This is a genomic window from Methylorubrum rhodinum, assembly GCF_014199935.1.
Lineage (GTDB): Bacteria > Pseudomonadota > Alphaproteobacteria > Rhizobiales > Beijerinckiaceae > Methylobacterium > Methylobacterium rhodinum.
The window spans coordinates 62,817-88,257 of sequence record NZ_JACHOP010000020.1 but is presented as its reverse complement, the minus strand read 5'-3'; the positions used below and the strand labels follow the sequence as shown (position 1 = coordinate 88,257).

Annotated in this window: 23 protein-coding genes; 12 read left to right on the top strand and 11 right to left on the bottom strand. The window is 71.2% G+C overall.

Features of this window, described 5'->3' with window-relative positions; all coding sequences use genetic code 11:
- Positions 1 to 201 precede the first annotated feature (201 nt).
- The 9 genes from HNR00_RS25860 to HNR00_RS19200 form a co-directional block, all read right to left on the bottom strand.
- On the bottom strand, positions 202 to 327 hold the full coding sequence (locus HNR00_RS25860; RefSeq protein WP_281383332.1) for a hypothetical protein: 126 nt from the start codon (positions 325 to 327) through the stop codon (positions 202 to 204).
- A 184-nt stretch (positions 328 to 511) separates the two neighbouring features.
- Positions 512 to 1,006, bottom strand: coding sequence for a hypothetical protein (locus tag HNR00_RS19235; RefSeq protein ID WP_183572034.1), 495 nt, complete (start codon positions 1,004 to 1,006; stop codon positions 512 to 514).
- A gap of 103 nt (positions 1,007 to 1,109) precedes the next feature.
- On the bottom strand, positions 1,110 to 2,336 hold the full coding sequence (locus HNR00_RS19230; RefSeq protein WP_183572032.1) for a molybdopterin molybdotransferase MoeA: 1,227 nt from the start codon (positions 2,334 to 2,336) through the stop codon (positions 1,110 to 1,112).
- 199 nt (positions 2,337 to 2,535) lie between these two features.
- Positions 2,536 to 3,027 carry a cyclic pyranopterin monophosphate synthase MoaC gene (gene moaC, locus HNR00_RS19225; RefSeq protein WP_183572030.1) on the bottom strand — a complete coding sequence of 164 codons (492 nt, stop codon included), beginning with the start codon at positions 3,025 to 3,027 and terminating at the stop codon, positions 2,536 to 2,538.
- The gene (gene trpC, locus HNR00_RS19220) at positions 3,028 to 3,876 is read right to left on the bottom strand and encodes an indole-3-glycerol phosphate synthase TrpC (protein ID WP_183572028.1); all 849 of its coding nucleotides are present in this window, start codon (positions 3,874 to 3,876) and stop codon (positions 3,028 to 3,030) included.
- A gap of 31 nt (positions 3,877 to 3,907) precedes the next feature.
- Positions 3,908 to 4,921, bottom strand: coding sequence for an anthranilate phosphoribosyltransferase (gene trpD, locus HNR00_RS19215; RefSeq protein ID WP_183572025.1), 1,014 nt, complete (start codon positions 4,919 to 4,921; stop codon positions 3,908 to 3,910).
- Between the two features lie 193 nt (positions 4,922 to 5,114).
- Complete coding sequence (locus HNR00_RS19210) at positions 5,115 to 5,717, bottom strand: anthranilate synthase component II (RefSeq protein WP_183572023.1); 603 nt, start codon at positions 5,715 to 5,717, stop codon at positions 5,115 to 5,117.
- Between the two features lie 254 nt (positions 5,718 to 5,971).
- Positions 5,972 to 7,492, bottom strand: a complete 1,521-nt coding sequence (gene trpE / locus HNR00_RS19205; protein ID WP_183572021.1) for an anthranilate synthase component I — start codon at positions 7,490 to 7,492, stop codon at positions 5,972 to 5,974.
- Positions 7,493 to 7,500: 8 nt separating this feature from the next.
- On the bottom strand, positions 7,501 to 9,405 hold the full coding sequence (locus HNR00_RS19200; RefSeq protein ID WP_183572019.1) for a peptidylprolyl isomerase: 1,905 nt from the start codon (positions 9,403 to 9,405) through the stop codon (positions 7,501 to 7,503).
- Between the two features lie 307 nt (positions 9,406 to 9,712).
- Here HNR00_RS19200 and tpiA point away from each other — a divergent pair, with 307 nt between their 5' ends.
- Positions 9,713 to 10,477, top strand: coding sequence for a triose-phosphate isomerase (gene tpiA, locus HNR00_RS19195; protein ID WP_183572017.1), 765 nt, complete (start codon positions 9,713 to 9,715; stop codon positions 10,475 to 10,477).
- A gap of 95 nt (positions 10,478 to 10,572) precedes the next feature.
- On the opposite strand, the gene HNR00_RS19190 is transcribed toward tpiA, so the two are convergent.
- A complete protein-coding gene (locus tag HNR00_RS19190) occupies positions 10,573 to 10,845 on the bottom strand; it encodes a hypothetical protein (protein WP_183572015.1) in 273 nt (90 codons plus the stop codon).
- Between the two features lie 216 nt (positions 10,846 to 11,061).
- On the opposite strand from HNR00_RS19190, the gene secG reads away from it, so the two are divergent.
- From secG to HNR00_RS19165, 5 genes are all read left to right on the top strand, one after another.
- Positions 11,062 to 11,526 carry a preprotein translocase subunit SecG gene (gene secG, locus HNR00_RS19185; RefSeq protein WP_183572013.1) on the top strand — a complete coding sequence of 155 codons (465 nt, stop codon included), beginning with the start codon at positions 11,062 to 11,064 and terminating at the stop codon, positions 11,524 to 11,526.
- 168 nt (positions 11,527 to 11,694) lie between these two features.
- Complete coding sequence (gene pyrG / locus HNR00_RS19180) at positions 11,695 to 13,323, top strand: CTP synthase (protein ID WP_183572011.1); 1,629 nt, start codon at positions 11,695 to 11,697, stop codon at positions 13,321 to 13,323.
- 13 nt (positions 13,324 to 13,336) lie between these two features.
- Positions 13,337 to 13,735, top strand: coding sequence for a DUF350 domain-containing protein (locus HNR00_RS19175; protein WP_183572008.1), 399 nt, complete (start codon positions 13,337 to 13,339; stop codon positions 13,733 to 13,735).
- A gap of 4 nt (positions 13,736 to 13,739) precedes the next feature.
- Complete coding sequence (locus HNR00_RS19170; protein WP_183572006.1) at positions 13,740 to 14,360, top strand: DUF1190 domain-containing protein; 621 nt, start codon at positions 13,740 to 13,742, stop codon at positions 14,358 to 14,360.
- Positions 14,360 to 15,523: a glutathionylspermidine synthase family protein gene (locus HNR00_RS19165; protein WP_183572004.1), complete on the top strand. Its 1,164-nt coding sequence runs from the start codon at positions 14,360 to 14,362 to the stop codon at positions 15,521 to 15,523. Before HNR00_RS19170 ends, HNR00_RS19165 begins: the two co-directional genes overlap by 1 nt.
- Before the next feature lie 51 nt (positions 15,524 to 15,574).
- On the opposite strand, the gene HNR00_RS19160 is transcribed toward HNR00_RS19165, so the two are convergent.
- Complete coding sequence (locus tag HNR00_RS19160) at positions 15,575 to 15,874, bottom strand: hypothetical protein (RefSeq protein ID WP_183572002.1); 300 nt, start codon at positions 15,872 to 15,874, stop codon at positions 15,575 to 15,577.
- Positions 15,875 to 16,006: 132 nt separating this feature from the next.
- Here HNR00_RS19160 and HNR00_RS19155 point away from each other — a divergent pair, with 132 nt between their 5' ends.
- The 6 genes from HNR00_RS19155 to HNR00_RS19130 all read left to right on the top strand — a co-directional run bounded on the left by HNR00_RS19155 (position 16,007) and on the right by HNR00_RS19130 (position 25,431).
- Positions 16,007 to 16,459, top strand: coding sequence for a DNA polymerase III subunit chi (locus tag HNR00_RS19155; protein WP_183572000.1), 453 nt, complete (start codon positions 16,007 to 16,009; stop codon positions 16,457 to 16,459).
- A gap of 61 nt (positions 16,460 to 16,520) precedes the next feature.
- Complete coding sequence (locus HNR00_RS19150) at positions 16,521 to 18,131, top strand: S10 family peptidase (RefSeq protein ID WP_183571998.1); 1,611 nt, start codon at positions 16,521 to 16,523, stop codon at positions 18,129 to 18,131.
- A complete protein-coding gene (locus tag HNR00_RS19145) occupies positions 18,128 to 18,505 on the top strand; it encodes a hypothetical protein (RefSeq protein WP_183571996.1) in 378 nt (125 codons plus the stop codon). Before HNR00_RS19150 ends, HNR00_RS19145 begins: the two co-directional genes overlap by 4 nt.
- 144 nt (positions 18,506 to 18,649) lie before the next feature.
- Positions 18,650 to 19,777: a carboxylate-amine ligase gene (locus HNR00_RS19140; protein WP_183571994.1), complete on the top strand. Its 1,128-nt coding sequence runs from the start codon at positions 18,650 to 18,652 to the stop codon at positions 19,775 to 19,777.
- Between the two features lie 324 nt (positions 19,778 to 20,101).
- Complete coding sequence (locus HNR00_RS19135; RefSeq protein WP_183571992.1) at positions 20,102 to 21,115, top strand: adenosine kinase; 1,014 nt, start codon at positions 20,102 to 20,104, stop codon at positions 21,113 to 21,115.
- Positions 21,116 to 21,390: 275 nt separating this feature from the next.
- Entirely contained in the window at positions 21,391 to 25,431 is a 4,041-nt protein-coding gene (locus tag HNR00_RS19130) for a PAS domain S-box protein (RefSeq protein ID WP_183571990.1), read from the top strand.
- Positions 25,432 to 25,441 lie beyond the last annotated feature (10 nt).

Genomic DNA, 25,441 nt, shown 5'->3' with positions numbered 1-25,441 from the left:
GAACGATTTCGAGGGTTTCGGTTCGTTCAGCTAAAGCATCGGACGGGATATCGGATGCAGCACGATGGGCTGGCTTCTCGTGCCGCATTGGCTTTATCCGAAAGCCGGCTATCACCGTTCGGGCCGATGGTTTCGCTCACCGAAAGGCAGCCCGGGCTCTTGAGAAAGACGATGCGGCGCAAAGACCTGGAGCCTCGTCGCTCACTCCTGCGCCGGGCCGACGGCCGGACGCAGGCCTGACACGAAGTTCCAGCGCCAGCCGACCAGAACGACGAAACCGGAGAAGAAGGCGGCGGAGGCCATGACGGCAAGAGCGAGACTGTCCATCTCCGCCGCTTAGCCGCCGCACACCGCCCCGGCCACGGCGCGTTCCGCCGCAGCGACCGAAGGGGACGCGGCCGGTTCCTGCGGATCGTCGAGGCCGACGACGAAAAGGCTCCCGTCGCCGGATGGCGACGGGAGCCTTTTCGTCTGTCTCGCCGGTGCCGCGGCCGTCGCTCGGCGGCGGTCCTCATCCCTGGCCGCCGCCGAACCCGAGGCCGCGGATGATATCGCCGATCGGATCGATCCGCCTCGCCTCCGCCGGCTGCGGCGGCTGCACCGTGGCCTGGGACGCGGCGCTCTCCGTCGTCGCCCGCGTCTCGAGCGTGGCCTGACGCGTCCGGGCCGGGCGCTGGGCCACCTTGCGGCGGTGGGGGGCCGCCGCCTTGCGCGGTGCGGGTGCCGCCTCACGCGCGACCGCCTGGGCCGCCACCGGCGCGACGACTGCCGGAACGCCGCCGGACTTCAACTCTTCGGGGGCGACATCGGGCTTCGCCTCGGCCAGCATCCGAACCGGCGGGTTGACCCATGCCGTCTCCTCCGCGGTGGCCTCGATACCGGCGGAGACCCGCTCCGCCCGCGGCGGAGACACGGCGAAGGGACCGGCCTGCATGATCTGGGCGGCCAGGACCAGCGCGGATATTGCAGCGGCGGTGGTGCCGAGAGTGGACTTGTAGTGTTCCATGCCTGCAGAACGTAGCGCCAAGCTTATCGTTCCGCTTGGCCGACGGGTCCGGCTCAGGTTTCGTGCACCGAGCGCTGCGCCACGCCGTCGTCGTGCGGCGAGGTCAGACGATCCGTCGGTCGAGCCGGATGATGCGGCAGGCCTCGCCCGCCTTCGCCGCGGGGGCGTGGGGGGCGCGGATGAGGAGCGCCTCGCTCGATCCCAGCACCGAGAGCATGGAGGAATCCTGCCGGTTCTCGGGGTGGGCGACCGGCAGACGGTCGGGCGCCGTCTCGAGCCGGGCGCGCAGGTAGTCCTGGCGCTGGTCGTTCGCGGGCATGTCGCGGCCGAGGACCGCCGGCTCGCTGCGGTCCGCACCCGCGGCCGGATCGCCGAGCAGCGCCCGGATTGCCGGCACCACGAAGAGCAGGCCGCAGACGATCGACGAGACCGGATTGCCGGGCAACCCGATCACCGTCATGGGCCCGAGCCGCCCGAACATCAGCGGCTTGCCGGGCCGCAGCGCCACCCGCCAGAAGCCGAGTTCGAGCCCTTCCTCGCGGAGCGCCGCCTGGACGAGATCGTGATCGCCGACCGAGGCGCCGCCGAGCGTCACGACGAGGTCGGCGCCGACGCCGCGGGCGCGGCCGATCGCCTCGCGCAGGGCGCCGAGATCGTCGGGTACGATGCCGAGATCGATCGCCTCGGCACCGGCTTCCAAGGCGAGCGCGGCGAGCGCCAGCCCGTTCGAGGCGACGATCTGGTCCCAGGCCGGCGCCTCGCCCGCGCGCACCAGTTCGTCGCCGGTGGCGATGACGGCGACGCGAGGGCGCCGCCGCATCGGCAGCATCGCGTGACCCGCGGCGGCGGCCAGCGCGAGGCGGCGCGCGTCGAGGGTCTCGCCCGCCCGCAGCAGCGTCTCGCCCTCAGAAAAATCGAGCCCGGCCCGGCGGACGAAGCGGCCGACGGCGACGGACTCGCGAGCCGTGACGGTGTCGCCCTGGGCTTGAGCATTCTCCTGGATCAGGATGGCGTCGGCGCCCTCCGGCACCGGCGCACCGGTGAAGATGCGCACCGCCTCGCCCGGCCCGACTTCCTGCGCGTAGCCGTGGCCGGCGGCGCTGATCCCGACCACCCGCAGGGATGCGGGCACCTGCGCCACGTCGGCGGCACGCACCGCGTAGCCGTCCATGGCGGAGGCCGGGAACGGGGGCTGGGTGCGCGTCGCGGCGACATTCTTGGCGAGGGTGCGGCCGGCGGCTTGCGCGACGGGGACCCTTTCCGCCTCGACCGGGCCGGGGATGGCGGCGAGGATCTTTTGGAGGGCTTCGGCGACGGGGAGGAGACTCATGCGCGATGTCCCAGGACGCGCCAGCAAGAAACCCTCCCCCCTCCGCGGGGGAGGGTGCCCCCGGAGCGGGCGGGAGAGGGGAGCGACAGTCCCGCTTGGCCACCATCGACGCGAACGCTCCGGAAGCGGGGTTCCCCTCTCCCGACCCCCTTCGGGGGCCACCCTCCCCCGCGGAGGGGGGAGGGAGCGCGCAGCGCGCTCACGCCTCGTCCTCCGCCCGCCAGAGCCCGGACTTGCCCCCCTCCTTCGACAACAACCGGATGCCCTCGATCCGCATGCCCCGGTCGGCGGCCTTCACCATGTCGTAGACCGTGAGGCAGGCGACCGAAACGGCGGTCAGCGCCTCCATCTCGACGCCAGTCTGGCCCTGCACCCGCACCTCCGCGGTGAGCCGCAGGCCGGGGAGCGCGTCGTCGGGCTCGCAGGCGATCTTCACTTTCGTCAGCAGCAGCGGGTGGCAGAGCGGGATCAGCTCGTGGGTGCGCTTGGCCGCCATGATGCCGGCGAGCCGCGCCGTGCCGATGACGTCGCCCTTCTTGGCGTCGCCCTCGCGGATCAGCCTCAGCGTCTCGGGGCGCATCACCACGACGCCTTCGGCGACCGCCATGCGCGAGGTCGCGGCCTTGTCCGACACGTCGACCATGCTGGCCGCGCCCGTGGCGTCGATATGGGTGAGGCGGCCCTCGCTCACTTAAGCCGCGTCCCCGAACAGCAGCGCCCGCGTCGCGGCGGTGACGTCGGCCTGCCGCATCAGGCTCTCGCCGACGAGGATCGTGTCGAGGCCGTGCGCACGCAGCCGCCGCACGTCGGCGTGGCTGCCGATGCCGCTCTCGGCGACCGCGATGCGATCCGCCGGGATGCCGGGCTTCAGGTCGATCGCCGTCTCGAACGAGACCTCGAAGGTCTTGAGGTTGCGGTTGTTGACGCCGACCAGCCGCGTGCCGAGCGGCAGCGCCCGCTCAAGCTCCGCCGCGTCGTGGACCTCGACCAGCACGTCCATGCCGAGATCGTGCGCGGTCTCGGTCAGGTCCCGCGCCTCGGCGTCGTCGAGGCAGGCCATGATGACGAGGATGCAATCGGCGCCCCAGGCGCGCGCCTCGAACACCTGATACGGCTCGAACAGGAAGTCTTTTCGGATCACCGGCAGGTCGCAGGCCGCACGGGCTTGCACCAGGAAGTCCGGCGCGCCCTGGAACGAGGGGGTGTCGGTGAGAACCGAGAGGCAGGTGGCACCGCCGGCTGCGTAGGCTTTCGCCAGCGTCGCGGGGTCGAAATCGGCACGGATCAACCCCTTCGAGGGGGAGGCCTTCTTGATCTCCGCGATCAGGGCCGGGCGATCCTGCGCGATGTGGCGCTCGATGGCGGCGGCGAAGCCGCGCGGCGGCTCGGCCTTGGCGACGCGCTGTTCCAGCTTGGCGAGTGGCAGGCGCAGCTTCGCCTCGGAAATCTCGCGGCGCTTGTAGGCCTCGATCCGGGCGAGCACGCTGGCGCGCTCCGGCGCCGGGGGGCTCGCGATCACGTCGGCCACGATGTCGTCCATCGGTTGATCCTCAAACCCTGGCCGGGCCTTATCACGCCTTCGAGGCGGCGACGAGCCGGGCCAGCGTGCCCCGCGCCGCGCCCGAATCGATCGCGCTTTCCGCCCGCGCGACCCCCTCCGCGATGGTGCCGACGGCGCCCGCCACGACGAGGCCCGCGCCCGCGTTCAGCACGGCGATGTCGCGATAGGCGTTGCGCTGGCCCTCCAGCACGGCGTTCAGCGCTGCCGCGTTGTGCTCGGGGTCGCCGCCGCGCAGATCGTCGAGGGTCGACAGTCTCAGGCCGACTTCCTCGGGGTGGATGGTGAAGTGCGACAGCCGCCCGTCCTCCAGCGCGACCACCGCGGTCGGGCCGGTGACCGTGATCTCGTCGAGCCCGTCGGCGCCGTGGACGGTCCAGACCTTCCGGCTGCCGAGTTCGCCGAGCACCCGCGTCAGCGGCTCGGCCCAGGCCGGGCGCGACACGCCGAAGACCTGGGCGGTGACGCCGGCCGGATTCGAGAGCGGCCCCAGCATGTTGAAGATCGTGCGGAACGGCAGCTCGGAGCGCGTCGGCGCGACGTGGCGCATGGCGCCGTGATGGGTCTGCGCAAACATGAAGCACAGGCCGGCCTGTTCGAGGCAGCGCCCCAGCGCCTCGGGATCGAGCCCGATGGTGACACCGAGCGCGGCGAGCACGTCGGCCGCGCCCGAGCGCGAGGTGGCGGCGCGGTTGCCGTGCTTGGCCACGGGCACGCCGCAGGCGGCGGTCAGGATCGCGGCGAGCGTCGAGACGTTGTAGCTGCCCGAATGATCGCCGCCGGTGCCGACGATGTCGATGGCGCCCGAAGGTGCAGCGACCGGCAGCATCCGCGCCCGCATCGCCGAGACGGCGCCCAGGATCTCGTCCTCGCTCTCGCCGCGAACCGCCAGCGCGGTCAGGAAGGCGCCGGCCTGGACCGGCGTGACCTCGCCCGAGAGCAGGTCGTCGAAGGCGGAGCGGGCTTGGTCGCGGGTGAGCGCGGCGCCGGTCGCGACGGTGGCGAGATGGGTCTTGAAGGCGTCCATGGGCCGCAAATCGTCCACTGGAAGCCCTCTCCCCTCCGCGGGAGAGGGTGGCCCGCGAAGAGGGTCGGGAGAGGGGAGCGCGCTGTCCGGAAACGTCGCTCCCCTCTCCCGACCCTCGCTGACGCGAGGGCCACCCTCCCCCGCAGAGGGGGGAGGGGAAGGCGTCCGTCAATGCACGGCTAATCCGCCCTTGTCACGCGCCCGGCCGCGCCTGCGCCCGCCACGCGGCGGCGAGGTCGAGGAAGTTCCGGATGATCTGCGCGCCGTGGTTCGAGAGGATGCTCTCGGGATGGAACTGCACGCCGTGCACCGGCAGTTCGCGGTGCTGCAGCCCCATAATCAGCCCGTCGGCCTCGGCCGTGACGGTGAGATCGGCCGGGCAGCTCGCGCGCTCGACCACCAGCGAGTGGTAGCGCGTGGCCGAAAACCCCTCGTTGATGCCGCGAAACACGCCCTTCGCCTCGTGGCGGATGGTCGAGACCTTGCCGTGCATGGGGGCTGGCGCGCGCACCACGTCGCCGCCATAGGCCTGCCCGATGGTCTGGAGCCCGAGGCAGACGCCAAAGATCGGCACCTCCGCGCCCAGTTCCCGTACCACGTCGAGGCAGATCCCCGCCTCGTTCGGCGTGCACGGCCCCGGCGACAGCACCAGCGCATCCGGCGCCCGCGCGCGGATGCCGGCGACATCGATCTGGTCGTTGCGCACCACATCGATCCGGCCGCAGAGCGGGCCGATCAGGTGGACGAGATTCCACGTGAAGGAATCGTAGTTGTCGATGACGAGGACGTTGGACATCGGGCGTAAGGCCTTGCGGCGAAATCGGCGGTTCTTCCGACCCACCGTCTGTCACCGGGTGGCGAGACGGTGAACGGGAGTCAAGACGAAGCGAGCTTTCAGACCTATCGCCGTCATTCCGAGGCGCGAAGCGAACCCGGAATCCACGACTGGCCGCGACGCAATACACAACCGCGCATTACGGGTGGATTCCGGGTTCCGCTACGCGGCCCCGGAATGACGGCGGAGGGATTACGCGTCGGCGCGGCGCCGCCCTACTGCCCCCGCCGCGCCCGGCTCGCGAACTGAACCGCGTCCTCCGCCGCCCGAAACAACGCCTTGGCCTTGTTCACGCATTCCTGCTGCTCCGAGAGCGGATCGGAATCGTAAACGATGCCGGCGCCCGCCTGCACGTGCATGCGGCCGTCCTTCACGATGGCGGTGCGCAGCACGATGCAGGTGTCCATCTCGCCGCGCGCGCCGAAATAGCCGATGCAGCCGCCATAGGGGCCGCGCTTCTCGCGCTCCAGCTCGTCGATGATCTCCATCGCCCGCACCTTCGGCGCGCCCGAGACCGTGCCGGCGGGAAATCCCGCGGCGAGCGCCGCCAGCGTGTCGTGGGCGGGATCGAGATCGCCCTCGACGTTCGAGACGATGTGCATGACCTGGGAATAGTATTCGAGGAAGAACGAGCCGGTCACCCGCACACTGCCGATCTTCGAGACGCGGCCGACGTCGTTGCGGCCGAGGTCCAAGAGCATCAGGTGCTCGGAGCGCTCCTTGGGGTCGGCCAGAAGCTCTTCCGAGAGCGCCTTGTCCTCGGCGGGCGTGGCGCCGCGCCGCCGCGTGCCGGCGATCGGGCGGATCGTCACCGTGCCCTCGCGCACCCGCACGAGGATCTCGGGGCTGGAGCAGACGACCTGGAAATCCTCGAAATCGAGGTAGCACAGGAACGGGGCCGGGTTGGTGCGGCGTAAAGAGCGGTAGAGCGCGAAGGCCGGCAGGGTGAAGGGCGCCTCGAAGCGCTGCGACAGCACCACCTGAAAGATGTCGCCCGCGATGATGTAGTCCTTGGCCTTCGCGACCATCCCCAGGAACTCGTCCGGCGGGGTGTTCGAGACCGGGGCGGGCAGGGCGAGGCCGGCGGCGTCCACTCGCGCCTCGATAGGCAGCGGGCTTTCCAGCGCCGCCGCGACCCGGTCGAGCCGGTCCTGCGCCGCCTCAAGGGCGGCACTCGCGCTCACGCCGTCCACCGGGCGCACGGGGGTGACGACGGTGAGCGCGTCGGCGACCGCGTCGAACACCACCATGGTCCGCGGGCGGACAAAGATCGCGTCCGGCACGCCGAGCGGATCGGGGTTCGGCTGCGGCAGCCGCTCCATGGCGCGGACCATGTCGTAGCCGAGATAGCCGAACAGGCCCGCCGCCATCGGCGGCATCGCCGCGCCGTCGGGCTCGTCGCCGATGGCGCTCTCGCTGATCAGCGCGCGCAAGGATTCGAGGGGTGGGCGGTCGTCGGCCGCGAAATCCGTCAGCGCGGCGTCGCGGGCGGTCTCGGCGCGGCCGTCGCGGCAGCGCCAGATCAGGTCGGGGTCGAGCCCGATCATCGAGTAGCGCCCGCGCACGGCCCCGCCCTCGACCGATTCGAGCAGGAAGCCGGGGCCCGCATGCCCTCCCTTCAGCTTGAGGAAGGCGGCGACTGGGGTTTCCAGATCGGCCACCAGCGTGAGGCCGAGCAGGCTCGGCCGGCCCGCCGCGTAGGCGCGCCGGACCGCGTCGTGGACAGGATCGGTCATCGGCGCCCTCAGTACTCGCCGCCGAGCGCGCGCCGGAACGCCGCCTGGTTGATGGTCACGCCCGCGTTCTTCTGCACCTCGGCGAGGAACTGGCCGAGCACGTCGTCGGCGAGCGCCGTGCGCAGCGAGTTCACGAGCTGCGTGTCGGTGGGCGTGCCGGGGACGAAGGCCGGCATGGTGGCGGCCGTCACCTTGAACACCGCGCGGCCCTCGCCCGCGGGAGCGGACGCCGCCTTGCCGGTCGGCGTCACGAAGATGCGCTCGACGGTCTCGCTGGACAGATCGTCCTTGCTCTGGTTGCGGCCGAGATCGGTCACCTCCTTCACCGGGATGCCGGCCTCCTGCGCCACGGTCTCGACCGCGTCGCCCTTCTCCAGCCGCTCGACCAGCTCCTTGGACTTGGCGACGAGCCGCTTGTCGGTCTCGGCCTTGGTCCAGCCCTTCACGGCCTCGTCGCGCACCTCGTCGAGGGGTTTTTCGCGGGGCGGCGTGACCTTCACCACGTCGTACCAGATCGAGCCGCCGTCCTTGGTGCGCAACGCCTCGGTGTCGTTGCCGACATCGGCGCGGAAGGCGGCGGCCAGCGTCGTGTCCTTGTCCGGAAAACCCTCGACCGGGTTGCCGGCCGGGTCGAGCCCGCGGGCATCGACCGCCGGGATCGACAGCACGGTCAGCCCGCGCTCCTTGGCGATCTCGGCGAGTGGCTTGGCCGAGGCGCGGGCGTCCTCGATGGCGTCCTGGGTCTCCGACAGCCCCTGCTCGCGGGCGCGGCGGAGCGCGACCTCCTTGCGGACTTCGTCCTTCACCGCCTCGAACGGCTTCACGTCGCCGGGCTCGATGCCGGTGACGCGCAGCAGCACGGTGCCGAAGCGGCCCTTGACCGGCTGGCTCACCGTGTTCAGCTCCAGGGCGAAGGCGGCATCCGCCACCGCCGGGTCGAACAGCTCGGACTTCGCCAGCGTGCCGAGGGCGAGGTCCTTGGGATCGACCCCGCGGGAAACGGCGACCGCCTCGAACGGCTGCTCACCGCTCTCGATCCTGGCGCGCGCCGCCAGGGCGGCGGCCTCGTCGGGGAAGCTGATCTGCTGGATCGTGCGGCGCTCCGGCTTGCCGAAGCGGCCCTTGTTGGCCTCGTAGGCGGTTCTCGCGTCGGCCTCGCTGACCGCGTCGGGCTTGGCCAGCGTCTCGGGCTCCAGCACCAGCAGGTTCAGGCTGCGGTATTCCGGCGCGCGAAAGCTCGCCTTGTTGGCTTCGTAGTAGCTCTTCAGCTCGTCGTCGGTCGGCGCCGGAATCTCGCCGGCCGCGGCGGGCGTCAGCGTCAGGACGGCGGCCGAGCGCCGCTCGGTCGAGTAGCGGTGGACCGCCTCCCGCATCGCCTGCGGCACCGGCAGTTCGGCCACCGTCGAATCGGCAAGCTGGAGCCGGGCGATGACCGAACGCTGCTCGCGCACGAACAGGGCCTCGTTCATGCCCGCGCGCTGGAGCGTCTGATAGAACAGCGTCCGGTCGAAGCTGCCGTTGGCGCCCTTGAAGCTGGGCTCCTCCTGGATCGCCTTCAGCACGGCGGCGTCCGAGACGGCGAGGCCGAGATCGGCGGTCTTCTGGTCGAGGGCGGCCTCGGTGACGAGCTGGGACAGCACCTGCCGCTCCAGGCCGAGCGCGCGGGCCTGCTCCGGGGTCAGGGTGCGCTTGAGCTGCTGCTGATAGCGCTGGAGCTGGTTCTGGTAGGCGGTGCGGACCTCCTCGGCCGAGATCGGCGTCTTGCCGACGGTGGCGACCGTGGTGCTGGAGCCTCCGCGGAAAAACTCCTCCACACCGAAGATCGCCACGCCCGCGATGAGGAAGGTGAAGATCACGCTGAGCACGATCTTGCCGAGCCACGTCTGGCTGGCGCTGCGGATGGACTGGAGCATCGGACGTCCGGACCCTACGAACCCTGGTCGCCCCGGCGCGTGGCGCGCGGGGCACTGTCTGGGCTCGCGATAGACGATCAGGGGCTTTGCCGCAAAGGGCTCCGTATGGCCGGGCGCGAAGAGCGCCGCGCGCAGCGGCCTCGGCGGCAGCCGAGGCGTCTGGCGGAGCGAAAGCCCAAGCCCGCGGAGGCGGGCGCCGGCGACCGAGGCCAACTCAGGAATCAGCGCTTGCGCTGTTTGCGCGCCCAAGCTTGCTCTGCTAGGTCCGCCCCATACCGATTGACACGCGCGGAGGGACCGGGACGCCATGGCGAGCGAGGGACGACGTCCACTGGTTGCCGGCAACTGGAAGATGAACGGCCTGCGCTCGTCGATCGCCACCGTCGAGGCGATCCGGGACGGGCTGTCGCCCCAATTGCTCGCCGACATCGACGTCCTGATCTGCCCGCCCGCAACGCTAGTCTCGGCCTGCGTCGAGGCGGTGAAGGGCTCGCCCATCGCCATCGGCGGCCAGAACCTGCACGCCCGGCCGAACGGCGCCTTCACCGGCTCGATCTCGGCGGAGATGTTCGCCGATCTCGGCGCGTCCTACGTCATCGTCGGCCATTCCGAGCGGCGCGCCTACCATTACGAGACCGACGACGGCGTGCACGCCAAGGCGCTGGGTGCCCGCCGCGCGGGTCTCCGCGGCATCATCTGCGTCGGCGAGACCATGGAGGAGCGCCAGCAGGGCCGCGCGCTCGACATCGTCCGCGCGCAGCTCGCCATCGGCATCCCGAAGGGCGCCACCGCCGAGGACACGGTGATCGCCTACGAGCCGGTCTGGGCGATCGGCTCCGGCCGCACCCCGACCCCGAAGGAGATCGCCGAGGTCCACGCCTCCTTGCGCGAGATGCTCGACAAGATGGCCGGCACCGAGGGCGCCAAGATCCGCATCCTCTACGGCGGCTCGGTCAAGCCCGGCAACGCGCGCGAGCTGATGGCGGTCGAGAACGTCGACGGGGCGCTGGTGGGCGGCGCGAGCCTCGTGGCGGAAGACTTTTTGGGAATCTGCCGGGCTTACGCGAAGTAAGCCATTTAACCCGCCACCTCAGGACGAGGTCGCAGGTTGGAAAGGTAAAAGAGCGGGGCCTCCGTGTATTCTCCCCGTCGTTGCGCGGCGGGTACTCAGGCCGGCGTCTTCGACACCGCGTCCTTCGTCCGCTCGATCATCGACAGGACCGCCACGTAGAACGCCTGGCTCAGCGGGTTCATCTGGTCGGGCCGGATCGTGTCAGAGAGCGCCGCCTGCACCCCGTCCAACGCCGCCACGCGGCCCGCGGGATCGGGTTTCTGAAGGGCGATGCGCAGGAGGTCGGACTGCACGGCGGCGATCTCCTCGCGGTCGGCGCGGTCGATGAAGGCGCGCAGGCGCGCGGCGTCGTTTGCGTATTCACTCATGCCCGTTCCTCGCACGCGGCCGGTCCTCTGGCGAGGGGCCGGCGAAAGAAACGCCGGAACCATCCCGCACCGAGTCCGCGGCGCCCGGTTGGCGCGGGTGGGCAAACGGTGTAGGAGCCCCCACTTCGTGCGGCGGCAACGCGGGCGCGCGTCTTTCGCGCGGCCTGCGGGATCATCGCACAGCGAGGCTCCGCCCAGAGCGGACACCGGAATCACATGCAGACCTTCCTGATCGTCATCCACCTCCTCATCGTGCTGGCGCTCATCGCCGTGGTGCTGCTGCAGCGCTCTGAGGGCGGGCTGGGCCTCGGCGGCGGCGGCAGCGGCGGCGTGTCGGGCTTCATGACCGGCCGCGGTCAGGCGAACGCGCTCACCCGCGCCACCGCGATCCTGGCGGCCCTGTTCTTCACCACCAGCATGGCGCTGGCGATCATGGCGCACCGCTCGGCGGCCCCGCGCTCGATCCTCGACGGCACCGGCCAGCCGCAGGGCCAGACCCAGCAGCCCGACAAGCCGGTGAGCGCCGACAACCTGCTCGATACGCTCCGCCAGGGCAGCCAGAACGCGCCGACGAACCAGCCGGCCGCGCCGGCCCCCGCTGCGCCGGCCGCCCCGGTCGAGAGCGCGCCGCCCGCCGCCGCGCCGACGCCGTCGACCCCCGAGGCGCCGCAGTCGCGCTGATCCTTCGATGCCGTCGGCGCCCGTCGGCGGCATCACCATCCTCCGAACAAAAAGAATCTCGCACCGGCGCGGGGCCGTGAGGCCTGCGCCGCGCCCCGTTCGGCCGGCGGGGTGCGGCGACCGTTGCGGTTTGGCGAATCGCTCGAGCCCCTTTATGGACCGAAGCCCATGACGCGGTACGTCTTCATCACCGGCGGCGTGGTCTCCTCGCTCGGCAAGGGCCTCGCCTCCGCCGCGCTCGCGGCGCTGCTCCAGGCCCGCGGCTACCGGGTGCGGCTTCGCAAGCTCGACCCTTATCTCAACGTCGATCCGGGCACGATGAGCCCGACCCAGCACGGCGAGGTCTTCGTCACCGACGACGGCGCCGAGACCGACCTCGATCTCGGCCATTACGAGCGCTTCACCGGGCTGCCGGCGTCGCGGGCCGACAACGTCACGACGGGCCGCATCTACCTCGACATCATCACCAAGGAGCGGCGCGGCGACTATCTCGGCGCGACGATCCAGGTGATTCCGCACGTCACCAACGCCATCAAGTCCTTCGTGCTCGACAGCGACGGCGAGGACGATTTCGTCCTCGTCGAGATCGGCGGCACGGTCGGCGACATCGAGGGCCTGCCGTTCTTCGAGGCGATCCGCCAGATTGGCCAGGAGCGCCCGCGCGGCAGCGTCTGCTACCTGCATCTCACCCTGCTACCCTACATTCCGTCCGCCGGCGAGCTGAAGACCAAGCCGACCCAGCACTCCGTCAAGGAGTTGCGCTCCATCGGCATCCAGCCCGACATCCTGCTCTGCCGCTGCGACCGGCCGATCCCCGAGGAGGAGCGGCGCAAGCTCGGCCTGTTCTGCAACGTGCGGGAAAGCGCCGTCATCGAGGCGCGCGACGTCGACACGATCTACGCCGTGCCCCTTTCCTACCGCGAGGCGGGCCTCGACCGGGAGATCCTGGCGCATTTCGGCATGGAGCCGCCCGGGGAGCCGAAGCTCGACCGCTGGCAGAGGATTCTGGAGCGGGTGCGCAACCCCGAGGGCGAGGTCACCATCGCCATCGTCGGCAAGTACACGGGGCTGAAGGACGCCTACAAGTCGCTGACCGAGGCGCTCACCCACGGCGGCATCGCCAACAACGTGCGCGTCAACCTCGAATGGATCGAGGCGGAGGTCTTCGAGCGCGAGGACCCGGCGCCGTTTCTGGAGGGGCTGCACGGCATCCTCGTGCCCGGCGGCTTCGGCCAGCGCGGCGCCGAGGGCAAGATCCGCGCGGCCCGCTACGCGAGAGAGCGGCGCATCCCGTATTTCGGCATCTGCTTCGGCATGCAGATGGCGGTGATCGAGGCGGCGCGCTCGCTCGCCGGGATCGAGGGGGCCAACTCAACCGAGTTCGGCGAGACCCGGGAGCCGGTGGTCGGGCTGCTGACCGAGTGGATGCGCGGCAACGAGCTGGAGCGGCGCGCGGCCGAGGGCAATCTCGGCGGCACCATGAGGCTGGGCGCCTACGGGGCGACGCTGAAGGCCGGCACCAAGATCGCGCAGATGTACGGCGAGACGGAAATCTCCGAGCGCCACCGCCACCGCTACGAGGTCAACATGGCCTATCGCGAGTGCCTGGAGGCCAAGGGCCTGCGCTTTTCCGGCACATCGCCGGACGGCCTCCTGCCCGAGACCATCGAGCACGAGGGGCACCCGTGGTTCATCGGCGTGCAGTTCCACCCTGAACTGAAGTCGCGCCCCTTTGAGCCGCACCCGCTGTTCAAGGGGTTCGTGGCGGCCGCCGTCGAGCAGAGCCGCCTGGTGTAGGAGCGAAGAGCCCGTGACCACGCTCGCGGGCCTTCCCGCCTTCCTGGCCTACTTCGCCGTTTCGCTGGCGCTGACGGCGCTCTACCTCGCGACCTACCTGACGGCCACGGCCCACCGCGAGATCACACTGGTGCGGGAGGGCAACCTCGCCGCCGCGCTCGCGCTCGGCGGCAGCCTGCTCGGCTACGCCATCCCGCTCTCGGCGGCGATCCGCTATTCCGGCTCGCTGCTCGACGCCGTGGTCTGGGGGCTCGTCGCCCTGGTGGTTCAGGTCGTCGTCTACTGGCTGATGCGCCCGCTGCTGCCGAACCTGTCGCGGCGGATCGACGAGGGCGAGACGGCGCCCGCGGTGCTGCTCGGCGCCGCCTCGCTCGCGGGCGGCCTGCTGAACGCCGCCTGCATGAGCTACTGAGGCGATGGCGGAGCGAGACCTGCCGCGCCTGGACATCGGCCGGAAGGCCGCGACCAAGCGGTCGCAGACCGTCTCGACCGCGCTGGTGGCGAGCGCCGGCCTCGCCGCCTTCGGCCTCGGCAGCCTCACCTGGACCACTCCACCCCAAGACGTTCTGGTCTATCCCGACGCCGCGGCCTGTGCCGCGGAGGGCATCCGGCCGGCGACGGAGTGCCGGAGCGAGTATGGAATCGCCCGCGCCGCCTATCCGCGCACGGCGCCGCATTACGACACGGAGTATGACTGCGCGCGCCACCACGGCAGCTTCCGCTGTTCCGCCGATGCGGCGGCGACGGGCACGCGCCGCTTCGTGCCGCGCATGGCCGGCTACATGATCGGCCGCTCGGCCGCGCAGGGCGTGACGCCCGAACCCGTCTACGATCACGTCGATGGCCATGGCGGCCACGGCGGAAGCTATTGCACCGGGTCCGGTGGGAAGATCTCGACGGGCTCCGGCAGCGCCGCATCGTCGGGCAAGCTCAGCGCCTCGCCGTCGAAGGGATCGACGGTCGGCCCGTCCTACGGCAAGACGACGTTTGGCGGCTTCGGCGACAGCGGCCGCGGCTTCTCGTCGTTCGGCGGCTGATGCGGCGCCTCGCCTGCGGAGCCCGGCCCGACTGGCGCGAGCGGGCGCGGGAAGCGGGCTTCACCTTTCACACCCTCGACGGCGCGCCCTACTGGGACGAGAGCCACGCCTACGCCTTCACGCTCCGCGAGATCGAGGAGGACATCGAGGGCCCGGCGGGCGACCTCCACGCCCTCTGCCTCGCCTTCGCGGCGGATGCGGTGGAAGACGAGCGCATCCTCACGAGCCTGCGCATCCCGCAACACGCCTGGGACGCGGTGCGGGACAGCTGGCGCCGGGGCGATCCGAGCCTCTACGGCCGGCTCGATCTCTCCTATGGCGGCACCGGGCCGGCCAAGCTCCTCGAATACAACGCCGACACGCCGACCGCCCTCTACGAGACCGCAGTGTTCCAATGGCTCTGGCTGGAGGAGGGTGTGCGGGACGGGCGCCTGCCGCCGGGTAGCGATCAGTTCAACGCGGTCCACGAGCGGCTGATCGAGCGGCTGCGCACCGTCGCGCCCAAGGGGCTCACGGGCTTTGCCGCGGAGGCAAGTGCGCCGGAGGATTTCGGCACCGTCGCCTACCTTCAGGACTGCGCGGTCCAGGCGGGCTGCGCCACGACCCTCCTCGACCTGTCGCAGATCGGACTTCGCCCGGACGGCCCCTTCTGCGGGCCGGACGAGCGCCCTCTCGCGACCTTGTTCAAGCTCTACCCCTGGGAATGGGCGTTTGCCGACCCGTTCGGCGCAGCGGTCGCGGCTTCACCGACGCGCTTCCTCGAGCCGCCCTGGAAGATGGTGCTCTCCAACAAGGGACTGCTCGCCCATCTCTGGGCGCGCGAGCCGGGCCACCCCAACCTGCTGCCCTGCGTCTTCGAGGGCGATCCGGCCTGCGCCGACCTGAGCGACAGCTTCGTGCGCAAGCCGCTGCTCTCCCGCGAGGGCGCCAATGTCGAGATATTTTCGCAAGGAATGCCGGTGGCCGAGGAAGCGGGACCCTACGGCGCCGAGGGGCATGTGCGTCAGGCGCTCGCCGCCCTGCCCGATTTCGACGGACGGCGCCCGCTCGTCGGCGCCTGGATGGTCGGAGACGACGCGTCGGGCCTGTGCATCCGCGAATCGGACGGGCCGATCACAGGCAACGGCGCCCTGTTCGTGCCGCACTGGATCGAGCCTGACTGAATACAAGGGGGGAGGGCCGGAAACGCTCCGGCCCTCCCTGTCCCGGATCGGTCAGCGGCCGGAAGCGCCGCCCGCGGCACCGGCGCCTTTACCGGTGCCCATGTTGCCGTCGGCGGCTCCGCCCGCGGCGCCCGGCGCGGCGGGGGCCATGCCGGTCCCGGTCGAGCCCGTCGTGTTGCCGGTGGCCGAGCCCGTGGAGCGCTCCATCCCCTTCTCGGAATTGCTCTTCACGCTGCCGGGATTGTTCATGTTGCCGGTGGCGCTTCCGCCGCCGGCCGGGACCTGCGCGAAGACGGTGCCCGTGAGGGCGAGGCCCAGCGTGGCGGCGAGCGCGATCGTCGTGGTCTTCATGATCGTTCCATCCCTGATGGTTGCCTGGGGGTGAACCCCACGACCGTCGGAGATGTTCAGAACAATCGTCTCCGGTGCCGCGACGCTCGGTCCGCGCTGTGCCGGGACGGCGCGGCCCTATATCAGGGGGCCGTGACCGAGATCCTGTTCTACCACCTCCAGCGCCAGCCCTTGGAAAAGGTGCTGCCGAGCCTCCTCGAGAAGTCGCTGGAGCGCGGCTGGCAAGCGGCCATCCAGGCGGTGAGCGAGGAGCGGCTCCAGGCCCTCGACGACGGCCTGTGGACCTACACCGACGAGAGCTTTCTCCCGCACGGCACCGACCGGGACACCGACGCGGCGACCCAGCCGGTCGTGCTGACCCTGCGGGAGACGAACCCGAACGGCGCCTCGATCCGCTTCCTCGTGGAGGGGGCCGACTTGCCGGAGGATGCCGGCGGCTACGCACGCATCTGCGTCCTGTTCGACGGCACCGACACCGACGCGCTGCTTCGCGCCCGCGAGCAGTGGCGCGGCGCCAAGGAGGCGGGCCACACGGTCGCCTACTGGCAGCAGGACGAATCCGGCCGTTGGGCCAAGAAGGCGTGAGACCGCCTGTGCCCGAGAGTCCGCTCATTCCGTGGCAACGATCGCAGAGATGGATAAGCGCATGACGCATCCGACCAAGCTCTTCGCGGCAGGGATCGGTCGATGGCTTCTTGCCGCCCTCCTGGCGCTCGGCATCGGCTTCGCGCCGGTCGCCGCCTCGGCCCAGCCCGCTCCGCCGCAGGGGCAGGCCCGGAAGGCGCCCGAGCGCGAGGGCAGACGCCTGCCGGCCGATTCCACGACCGAACAGAAAATCGACCTCGGCGAGGGCCGCGCCCTGAGCTTCAAGGCGACCGCGGGCAGCCTCGGCCTCGTCGACGAGGACGGCAAGCTCCAGGCCGAGATCGCCTTCATCGCCTATCTCAAGCCCGGCACGCCGGAGGAGACGCGGGCGCGGCCGATCACCTTCGCGATCAATGGCGGGCCGGGGGCGGCGTCGGCCTATCTCAACATCGGCGCGATCGGCCCCTGGCGCCTGCCGACCGACGGCGGGACGATCAGCCCGTCCCAGCGGCTCGACCTGAAGCCGAACGCCTCGACCTGGCTCGACTTCACCGACCTCGTCTTCCTCGATCCCGTCGGCACCGGCTACAGCCGCGCCGCGGACGGCGACGGCAAGAAGTACTGGAGCGTGGATTCCGACGCCTCGATCCTGGCCGCCACCATCGCGCGGTATCTCCGCCAGAACGACCGGCTCGCCTCGCCGAAATTCTTCGTCGGCGAGAGCTACGGCGGCTTCCGCGGGCCGCTGATCGCCCAGAAGCTTCAGGACGATGTCGGGATCGGCCTGTCCGGGCTCGTGCTGCTGTCGCCGGTGCTCGATTTCGCGTGGCTGCAATCGCCGCGCACCACGCCGTGGGGCTTCGTGACCCGGCTGCCCTCCTTGGCCGCGGCCGCCCTGGAGCGCGCCGGCACCGCGCCGAACCGCTCGCTGATGAAGGAAGCGGAAGCCTACGCCGCAGGCGACTATCTCGCCGACCTCTTGAAGGGGCCGGCCGACCGCGAAGCGGTCGCGCGGCTCACCCAACGGGTGGCGGCGCTGACCGGTCTCGATCCCGAGACCGTGCGGCGGCAGGCGGGGCGCATCTCGGCGGGCAGCTACCAGCGCGAGATCGGCCGCGAGGCCGGCCGGGTCGCTTCGGCCTACGACACCGGCGTGACCGGATGGGACCCGGACCCGAACGCGCCGCATTCGGGCTTCGAGGACCCGGTGCTCACCGGGCTCACCGCGCCGTTCACCGGTGCGATGGTGCGCCTCTACGCCGAGCGCCTGAACTGGCGCGTCGAGAGCATGCGCTACGAACTCCTCAACAACGCGGTCAACCGCGGCTGGAGCTGGGGCTCGGGCCGCTCGCCGCCCGAGGCGATGGGTGCGCTGAAGGACGCGATGGCGCTCGACGGCGCCTTGCGGGTGCTCGTCGTCCACGGCTTCACCGATCTGGTGACGCCCTACTTCACCTCGAAGCTGCTGATCGACCAGATGCCGGTCTATGGCGCCCCGGACCGGCTCAAGCTCTCGGTCTATCCGGGCGGGCACATGTTCTACACGCGGCCGGACTCGCGCAAGGCGTTCCACGACGATGCCGCCGACCTGTTCGCCCGCGCCCTGAAGGCCCGCTCCGACGGAAGCGCCGGAGCAGGGGACGAGGTGGATCGCGCGAGGCCGACGCCGTGAGGGTTTCCTTCGCCGCTCTTGCGTTCGCCGCTCTTGGGCTTGCGGCGCTCGCGGGCTGCACCGCCACGGAACGGGCCGCGCCGATCCCGGCCCCGCCGCCCCCGAGCGCGGTGCTGCCGAAGGCGCCCGCCGCTTCCTACGGACCCGTTCTCGATACCGGCGGCGCCTGCACCGGGGCAGCCCCCGGCACGGCTTCGGCCATCGAACCCGGCATCGGCGAGTGCGATCTCGTCCGCCTCAAGGGCCGCCCGCCGACCGACGTGCTGGTCGGCGAGGGCCGCGCCGGCCGCGAGGTGCAGGTGCTCTATGCCGAGCCCGGCGCGAAGGAGCTGTATTTCTTCGTGAACAATCGCCTCGACCGCATCGTGCGTTAGGGTCCTGTGCCGCCTCGGCTTTTTCCGAAAGCTGGTGCCCACCGTTCGGGCCGATGCTCCGGCGTCGGAACGAAACTGGATACGAGATTGCTTGCGCCGTGTATGAGCCCGGCGCCCGTCCGGGCGACAGGGCATCAGGCGAAAATGGCGCACGCGTATCGGTTCGGGATCGAGGAGGAGCTGTTCCTGGCGGATGAGCGGACGCGGGCGGCGCCGCAATCCTCCGTCGCCGCCTTCCACAAGGCCGCGGGCCACCGCCTCGAAGGGGTCGAGCGCGAACTTCTCGAGAACCAGGCCGAGATCTCGTCTAAGCCCACGGCAAGCTTCGCCGAGGCCGAGGACGCCCTGGCCTCGCTACGCACCGGCCTGTGCCGGATCGGGCGCGAGCACGGCCTCAAGGTCTTCGCCGCCGGCACCCATCCCACGGCGATCTGGGCCCAGCAGCGCGAGACGTCGAAGCTGCGCTACCGCAAGATGATCGACAACCTGCAGATGGTCGGACGCCGCTCCGTCGTCTGCGGGCTTCACGTCCATGTCGAGGTGCCGGACCCCGACGCGCGCATCGCGCTGATCAACCGGCTGATGCCGCACCTGCCGGTGTTGCTTGCGCTCTCGACATCCTCGCCCTTCTACGATCGACATCGCACGGGACTGGCCGGCTACCGCCTTCGCGCCTACGCCGAACTGCCCCGCACCGGCCTGCCCGAGCTGTTCGCCGATGCCGCCGATTTCGACCGCTACGTCCGGGTGATGACGCGGGCCGGCGCGGTGGAGGACGCGACCCATCTTTGGTGGCACATCCGCCCGTCCGTGCGCTACCCGACCCTGGAACTGCGGGTGGCCGACAGTTGCACCCGGCTGAAGGATTCGCTGGCGATCGCCGCGCTCTACCGCTGCCTCGTGCGTCTCCACGTGCGCCGGCCCGACCTCGCCGTGCCGCTGACCGGCGCCAGCCGGGGCATCGCCCAGGAAAATCTGTGGCGGGCCGAGCGCGACGGCGTGAACGCCTCGCTCATCGATGAGGCCGCGGAGGAGATCGTGCCGGTGCGCCGTCTCGTCGAGCGCCTGCTCGACCTCACGGCGGAGGACGCGGCGGCGCTCGGCTGCGCGAGCCAAGTCGCCCACGCGCTCACCATCGCCACCTGCGGATCGAGCGCCGACGGGCAGATCGCGGCCTACGAGACCGCGCTCGATGCCGGCGCGAGCAAGCGCAAGGCGCTCTCCCGCGTGATCGACTGGCTCGCCCGCGAGACCGCGGATTGCGGCGGCTAGAGCATCGGCCCGAAAGGTGGATGCCGGCTTTCGGGAAAAGCCGATGCGGCACAAAAGCTTAGAGAATCGTCCTGGATCCGAGATCCAGGACGATTCTCTAACGCCCGGACGGCGGCAGGAACCGCCGCCGGATCCGCCGCGCAGAGGAACCCGGTGAGCCGCCCCTGAAGCGCCGGGCGAAGCTGGGCAACCCGGATCCCACGCCATCGGATCGGGGTTCGCCCGCGGCACGGGAACCGACGTCGAGAAGGGGCCTTGCTTGACGCCCTCGCGATGCGGTGCGACAGGCGCGGGATCATCTGACCCGCGAGACTGGACGGACCGATGTCGCAACCCCTCGATCTCCTCGTCCTCGGCAACGCCATCGTCGATCTCATCGCGCATGCGGACGACGCCTTCCTGGCCGACCAGGGCGTGGCCAAGGGCGCGATGCAGCTCATCGACGAGGAGCGGGCCGAGGCCCTGTTCTCGGTGATGGGTCCGGCGACCGTCGTCTCGGGCGGCTCGGGCGCCAACACCGCCGTCGGCGCGGCGCTGCTGGGCGCCAAGACCGGCTTCGTCGGCAAGGTGCGCGACGACGAGCTCGGCCGCCTGTTCAGCCACGATCTGAAGGCCACCGGCGTCGGCTTCGAGACCGCCCCGGCCGGGGAGGGACCGGCCACCGCCCGCTGCTTCATCCTGGTGACGCCCGACGGCGAGCGCACCATGAACACCTATCTCGGCGCCTGCCAGAAGCTCTCCTCCGACGATGTGGACGAGGCGACCGTCCGCGCCGCGCGCGTCACCTATCTCGAAGGCTATCTCTGGGATCCGCCGGCGGCCAAGGACGCGTTCCGCAAGGCGGTCGGGATCGCCCACGGCGCGGGCAACGCGGTCGCGCTGACGCTGTCGGACGCCTTCTGCGTCGATCGCTACCGCGACGAGTTCCTGGGGCTCATCCGCGACGGCAGCATCGACATCCTGTTCGCCAATATCGGCGAGCTGCAGAGCCTCTATTCCACCGACGACCCGGAGAAGGCGATCGCGGCGCTCCGCGACGAGCGCGGCGGGCACGGCAAGCACCTGCTCGGCCTCGTCACCCGCTCGGCCGACGGCGCCCTGGTGGTGCGCGGCGGCGAGGTCCGCTCGGTCGAAGCCTCGCCGGTGCGCGAGGTCGTGGATACGACCGGCGCGGGCGACCTGTTCGCCGCGGGCTTCCTCGCCGGTCACGCCCGCGGGCTCGACTACGTGGCGAGCGCCCGCCTCGGCACGCTGGCCGCCGCCGAGGTGATCGAGCATATCGGCGCCCGCCCGCAGCGCGATCTCCTGGCGCTCGCCCGCGAACGCAAGCTCGTGTGATCCGCCCATCCGAACCGGACCGACGGTGCAGGATCGTCCGGTTCCGCCGCGAAGGTTGAGAAAGCCTTATCCGGCCGGCGGCGCTCACCAAATCGTGAGAAGCGCGAGGCGGTCCTTTAAAGGACTGGCCGCACAGACCTTTTCGCGTCGCATCGCGGCAAGTCCGACCGAGTTACCGTTGCGTTAACCTTTGTTTGTCCGGTCCCGTGAATGGTGCGCGGCGTCGAGCCCTGCTCGGCGCAGTCGCGGGTTTCGGTCGTCGTACGGGCGGCCCCATGGAAGGCCGTCACATCGTGCGCACCGGTCGAGGACAGCGCCTCAACGCCTTCCGCCTCGGCTCCGGGGCGGTGACGGCGTTCGCCTGCGCCGTGCTGGTCGTCGTGATCGGCGTCTGGCACGTGTCGCGGACCTGGGACGCGGCGATGGACGCCGCGCAGGACGACGTCGCCAATCTCAGCCGCTCGCTCGCCCGACATTCCGCCGGCCTCTTCGACGACATCGACGCGATGCTCGCGGGACTCGCCGAGCGCGGCGGCGAGGACCCCGCGGCGCTGTCGCGCGATGTCCGCCGCTTTGCCGAGCAAGCCGTCGGCGTCCGCTCTCTTGCCGTGCTCGACGAGACCGGGCGGCCGCTCGCGGATTCGCGCGATCCCGAAGCGTCGAGCCGCGCCCCGGCCTCCGGCAGCGACGATCTCCGATGGCATCGCGAGCATCCGGGCACCGGCCTCCATGTCGGGATCCCGCGGCCGGACGAGGGCCATGCCGGCACCGTCCTCCCGCTGTCGCGGCGGATGACCCGGGCGGACGGCGGCTTCGGCGGCATCGTTCTGGCCGCCCTCGATACGGCGGTGCTCCAGAGCGTCTACGAGAGCGTGCTGCTCGCCGAAGGCAGCGCCGTCGCGCTCTGGCGCGACGACGGCCGCCTGCTGGTGCGCCGTCCGGCCGTCGCCCCGACGGACCGTGACTTCGCCGGGACCGACTTCTTCCGGGCGATGAGCGCCGGGCTCGGCACCGCCCGCGTGTTCGAGCGGCCGGGCGCCGTGGACGGCGTGCGCCGGATCACCGGCTACGAGCGGCTGGCGCATCACCCCTCCCTCATCGTCTCCGTCGGCATGAGCCTCGATACCCTCGTCGCGCGCTGGCGCCGCGAAGCCTCGATCGAGGCCGCCGCCCTCGGCCTCGCGGTCGTCGCCCTGATTGGCCTCGGCATCGGGCTGGAGCGGCGCGAGCGTCGCATCCGTGCGGCGGAAAGCGAGGTCGTCGAGGCCGAATCGCTGTTCCGCGCGCTGTTCGACCACTCCACCGACGGCTTGTTCGTCCACCGGATCGAGCCCGACGGCGTCCGGCTGGAAGCATTGAACGGCCGGGCCGCACAGATGCTCGGCCGTCTGTCCGAGACGCTCGAAGGCCGGTTGCCGAGCGAGTTTCCGTCGTCGGACCTGTACGGACAGGTCGCCGCCGACCTCGAAAGCACCATCCGCGGCGGCGTCCCGCACGCGTTCGAGGTGCAGGACGGCGGCGAGGGCGCCCGGCGTATCTGGGAGATCGTCCACGTGCCGCTGGCCGGGCCGGACGGACGGGTCGGTCGCATCTTCGCGAGCGCGCGCGACATCACGCATCTGCGGGCGGCGGAGGCCACCGCGCTCGACGCAAACCGCCTCCTGCTCATGGCCGAGCAGATGGCCCAGGTCGGCCACTGGCATCTCGACGTGGCGAGCGGAACCATGCGCTGGTCCGACGAGGTCTACCGCATCCACGGTCGCGATCCGGAGAGCTTTCGCCCGACCCTGGAGGACGGGCTGGCCGCCTACCACCCGGACGACCGCGCCGCCGTCGCCGAAATGGTTTCCACGGCGATCGGGCGGCGCGGAAGCTTCGAGTTCACCCGGCGCCTCGTCCGGCCGGACGGCGAGATCCGCTACGTCCAGTCGCGCGGCGTCTGCATGCTCGGGCGGGCGGCGGACGGCGAGGCGTCCGTCGTGACGGGCCTGTTCGGCGTCTTCACCGACATCACCCAGCGCATCCAGGCCGAGGCCTCGGTGGTGGCCAACGAGGCGCGCTACCGGATGCTCGCGGACGCGGCGACCGACATGGTCGTGCAGACCGGCCCGGACGGGCGCTGCCTCTACGCGTCGCCCGCGGTGCGCGACCTGCTCGGCCGCGAGCCCGAGACGCTGGTCGGCACTGCCTTCGCCGATCTGATCCACCCCGACGACGCGGCGGAGTTCGGGGCGATCCTGAGCGATCTCGACGCGGGCCGCGGCGACAGGGCCGTGGCCGTCAACCGCCTGCGCCGTCGCGACGGTCACTGGATCTGGATCGAAGCCTCGCTCAAGGCCCTCGCCCTGCCCGGCGGGCGCTCGGGCGGCTTCGTGGTCTCGGTGCGCAACATCGACGAGCGCCGCCGGGCCGACGAGGCCCGCCGGGAGAGCGAGGCCCGCTACCGCCTGCTCGCCGACAACGCCTCCGACCTGATCGTGCTGGGACACGCCGACGGGCGGCGCAGCTACATCTCGCCTGCGGTGACCGGAATGCTCGGCTACACCGTGGAGGAGGCGCACGGGATCGCCATGCGCGACTGGATCCATCCGGACGACATCGCCGAGGTGTTCCGCACCACCAGCGGCCTCACCGATGCGCGCCCGACCGCCAAGGTCGTGTACCGCCTGCGCCACAAGGCGGGGCATCACATCTGGGTCGAGGCGGCCTTCCGGCGCGTCGCGGGCGACGCGGGGGACGTGCGCATCGTCACGGCGATCCGCGACGTCACCGAGCGCCAGCGTCAGGCCCGCCACCTGGAGCAGGCCAAGGCGCAGGCCGAGGCCGGCGCGCGCATCAAGGCCGAGTTCCTGGCCAACATGAGCCACGAGCTGCGCACGCCGCTCGCGGGCATGCTCGGCACCCACGACCTGCTCCAGAGCGATGCGAGCCTGAATCCGGCCCAGCGCCGCCTCGTCGGCCTCGCGCAGGAATCGAGCCGCTCGCTCCTGACCATCGTCAACGACATCCTCGACTTCTCGAAGATCGAGGCCGGCGAACTCGTCATCGAGAGCGTGCCGTTCAGCCTCTCCGACCTCGTCGAGAGCTGTCGACGCCTCGCGGCGGAAGCCGCCCGCGACAAGGACCTCGCACTCACCGTCTCGATCGCGCCGGATCTGCCCGACTGGCTCAAGGGCGATCCGACCCGCATCCGGCAGATCCTGCTCAACCTCGCCACCAACGCGGTCAAGTTCACCGCGCAGGGACGCGTCGCCATCACGGTCACGCGCGAGGATGCGGGCGGCGGCGTCCCGCTGGTGCGCATCGCGGTCGGCGACACCGGCATCGGCATCGCGCCCGAGGTGGTCCCGAAACTGTTCGAGCGCTTCAGTCAGGCCGACGGCTCGATGGCGCGCCGCTTCGGCGGCACCGGGCTGGGGCTGGCGATTTGCAAGCGGCTCGCTGCGCTGATGGGTGGCGAGATCGGGGTCGAGAGCCGGATCGGCGAGGGCTCGACCTTCTGGTTCGCGCTGCCCCTGCCGCTGGCCCAGGCCGAGCGCGCGGTCGCGGGCCGGCCCGAACTCCTGGGCGCGGCGCCGAGCCGCCGACGCATCCTGCTGGCCGAGGACAACCGCATCAACCGGGAGATCGTCACAACCGTCCTGGAGCGGAAGGGTCACGCGGTCACCGTCGTCGGCAATGGCCGCGAGGCGGTGGCGGCGGTGCAGGGGGGCGCTGCCTTCGACGTGATCCTGATGGACGTGCAGATGCCCGAGATGGACGGGCTGGAGGCGACCGCCGCGATCCGCGCGCTGGAGCGGCGCGACGGCGGCGCCCGCATCCCGATCATCGCCCTGACGGCCAACGCCATGAGCGACGAGGTGGAGCGCTGCCGCTCCGCGGGCACCGACGCGCACGTGGCCAAGCCCGTGCACTGGCCGGACCTGTTCGCCACGATCGACCGGCTGTGTCGATCGGAACCCTCGGCGGGACGGACGGCCGCCCGCGTGCTCGACGAGGCGATGCTAGAGATGATGGCGGGCGTTGTCGGGCGCGAGCGGATCGGCGATCTGCTCGCGGTGGCCATGCGCGAGATCGAGCGGCGGGTCGCGCTGCTATGCGCGGCGGAGATCGCGGCGGCGGACTTCGCGACCGAGGCGCACGCCCTGGTCTCGCTCAGCGGCCAGCTCGGCTTCGTCGAGCTGTCGGAGCTGTGCCGAGACTTGGAGGGGCGGGCGACGGGGCTCGACGGACGGTCGCGGGTCGCGGAGCTGCGCGCGGCCACGGACCGGGCCCGCTCGGCCATGGCCGACTGCGCCTACGCCCGGGCGGCGTAGGCGCTTCGCC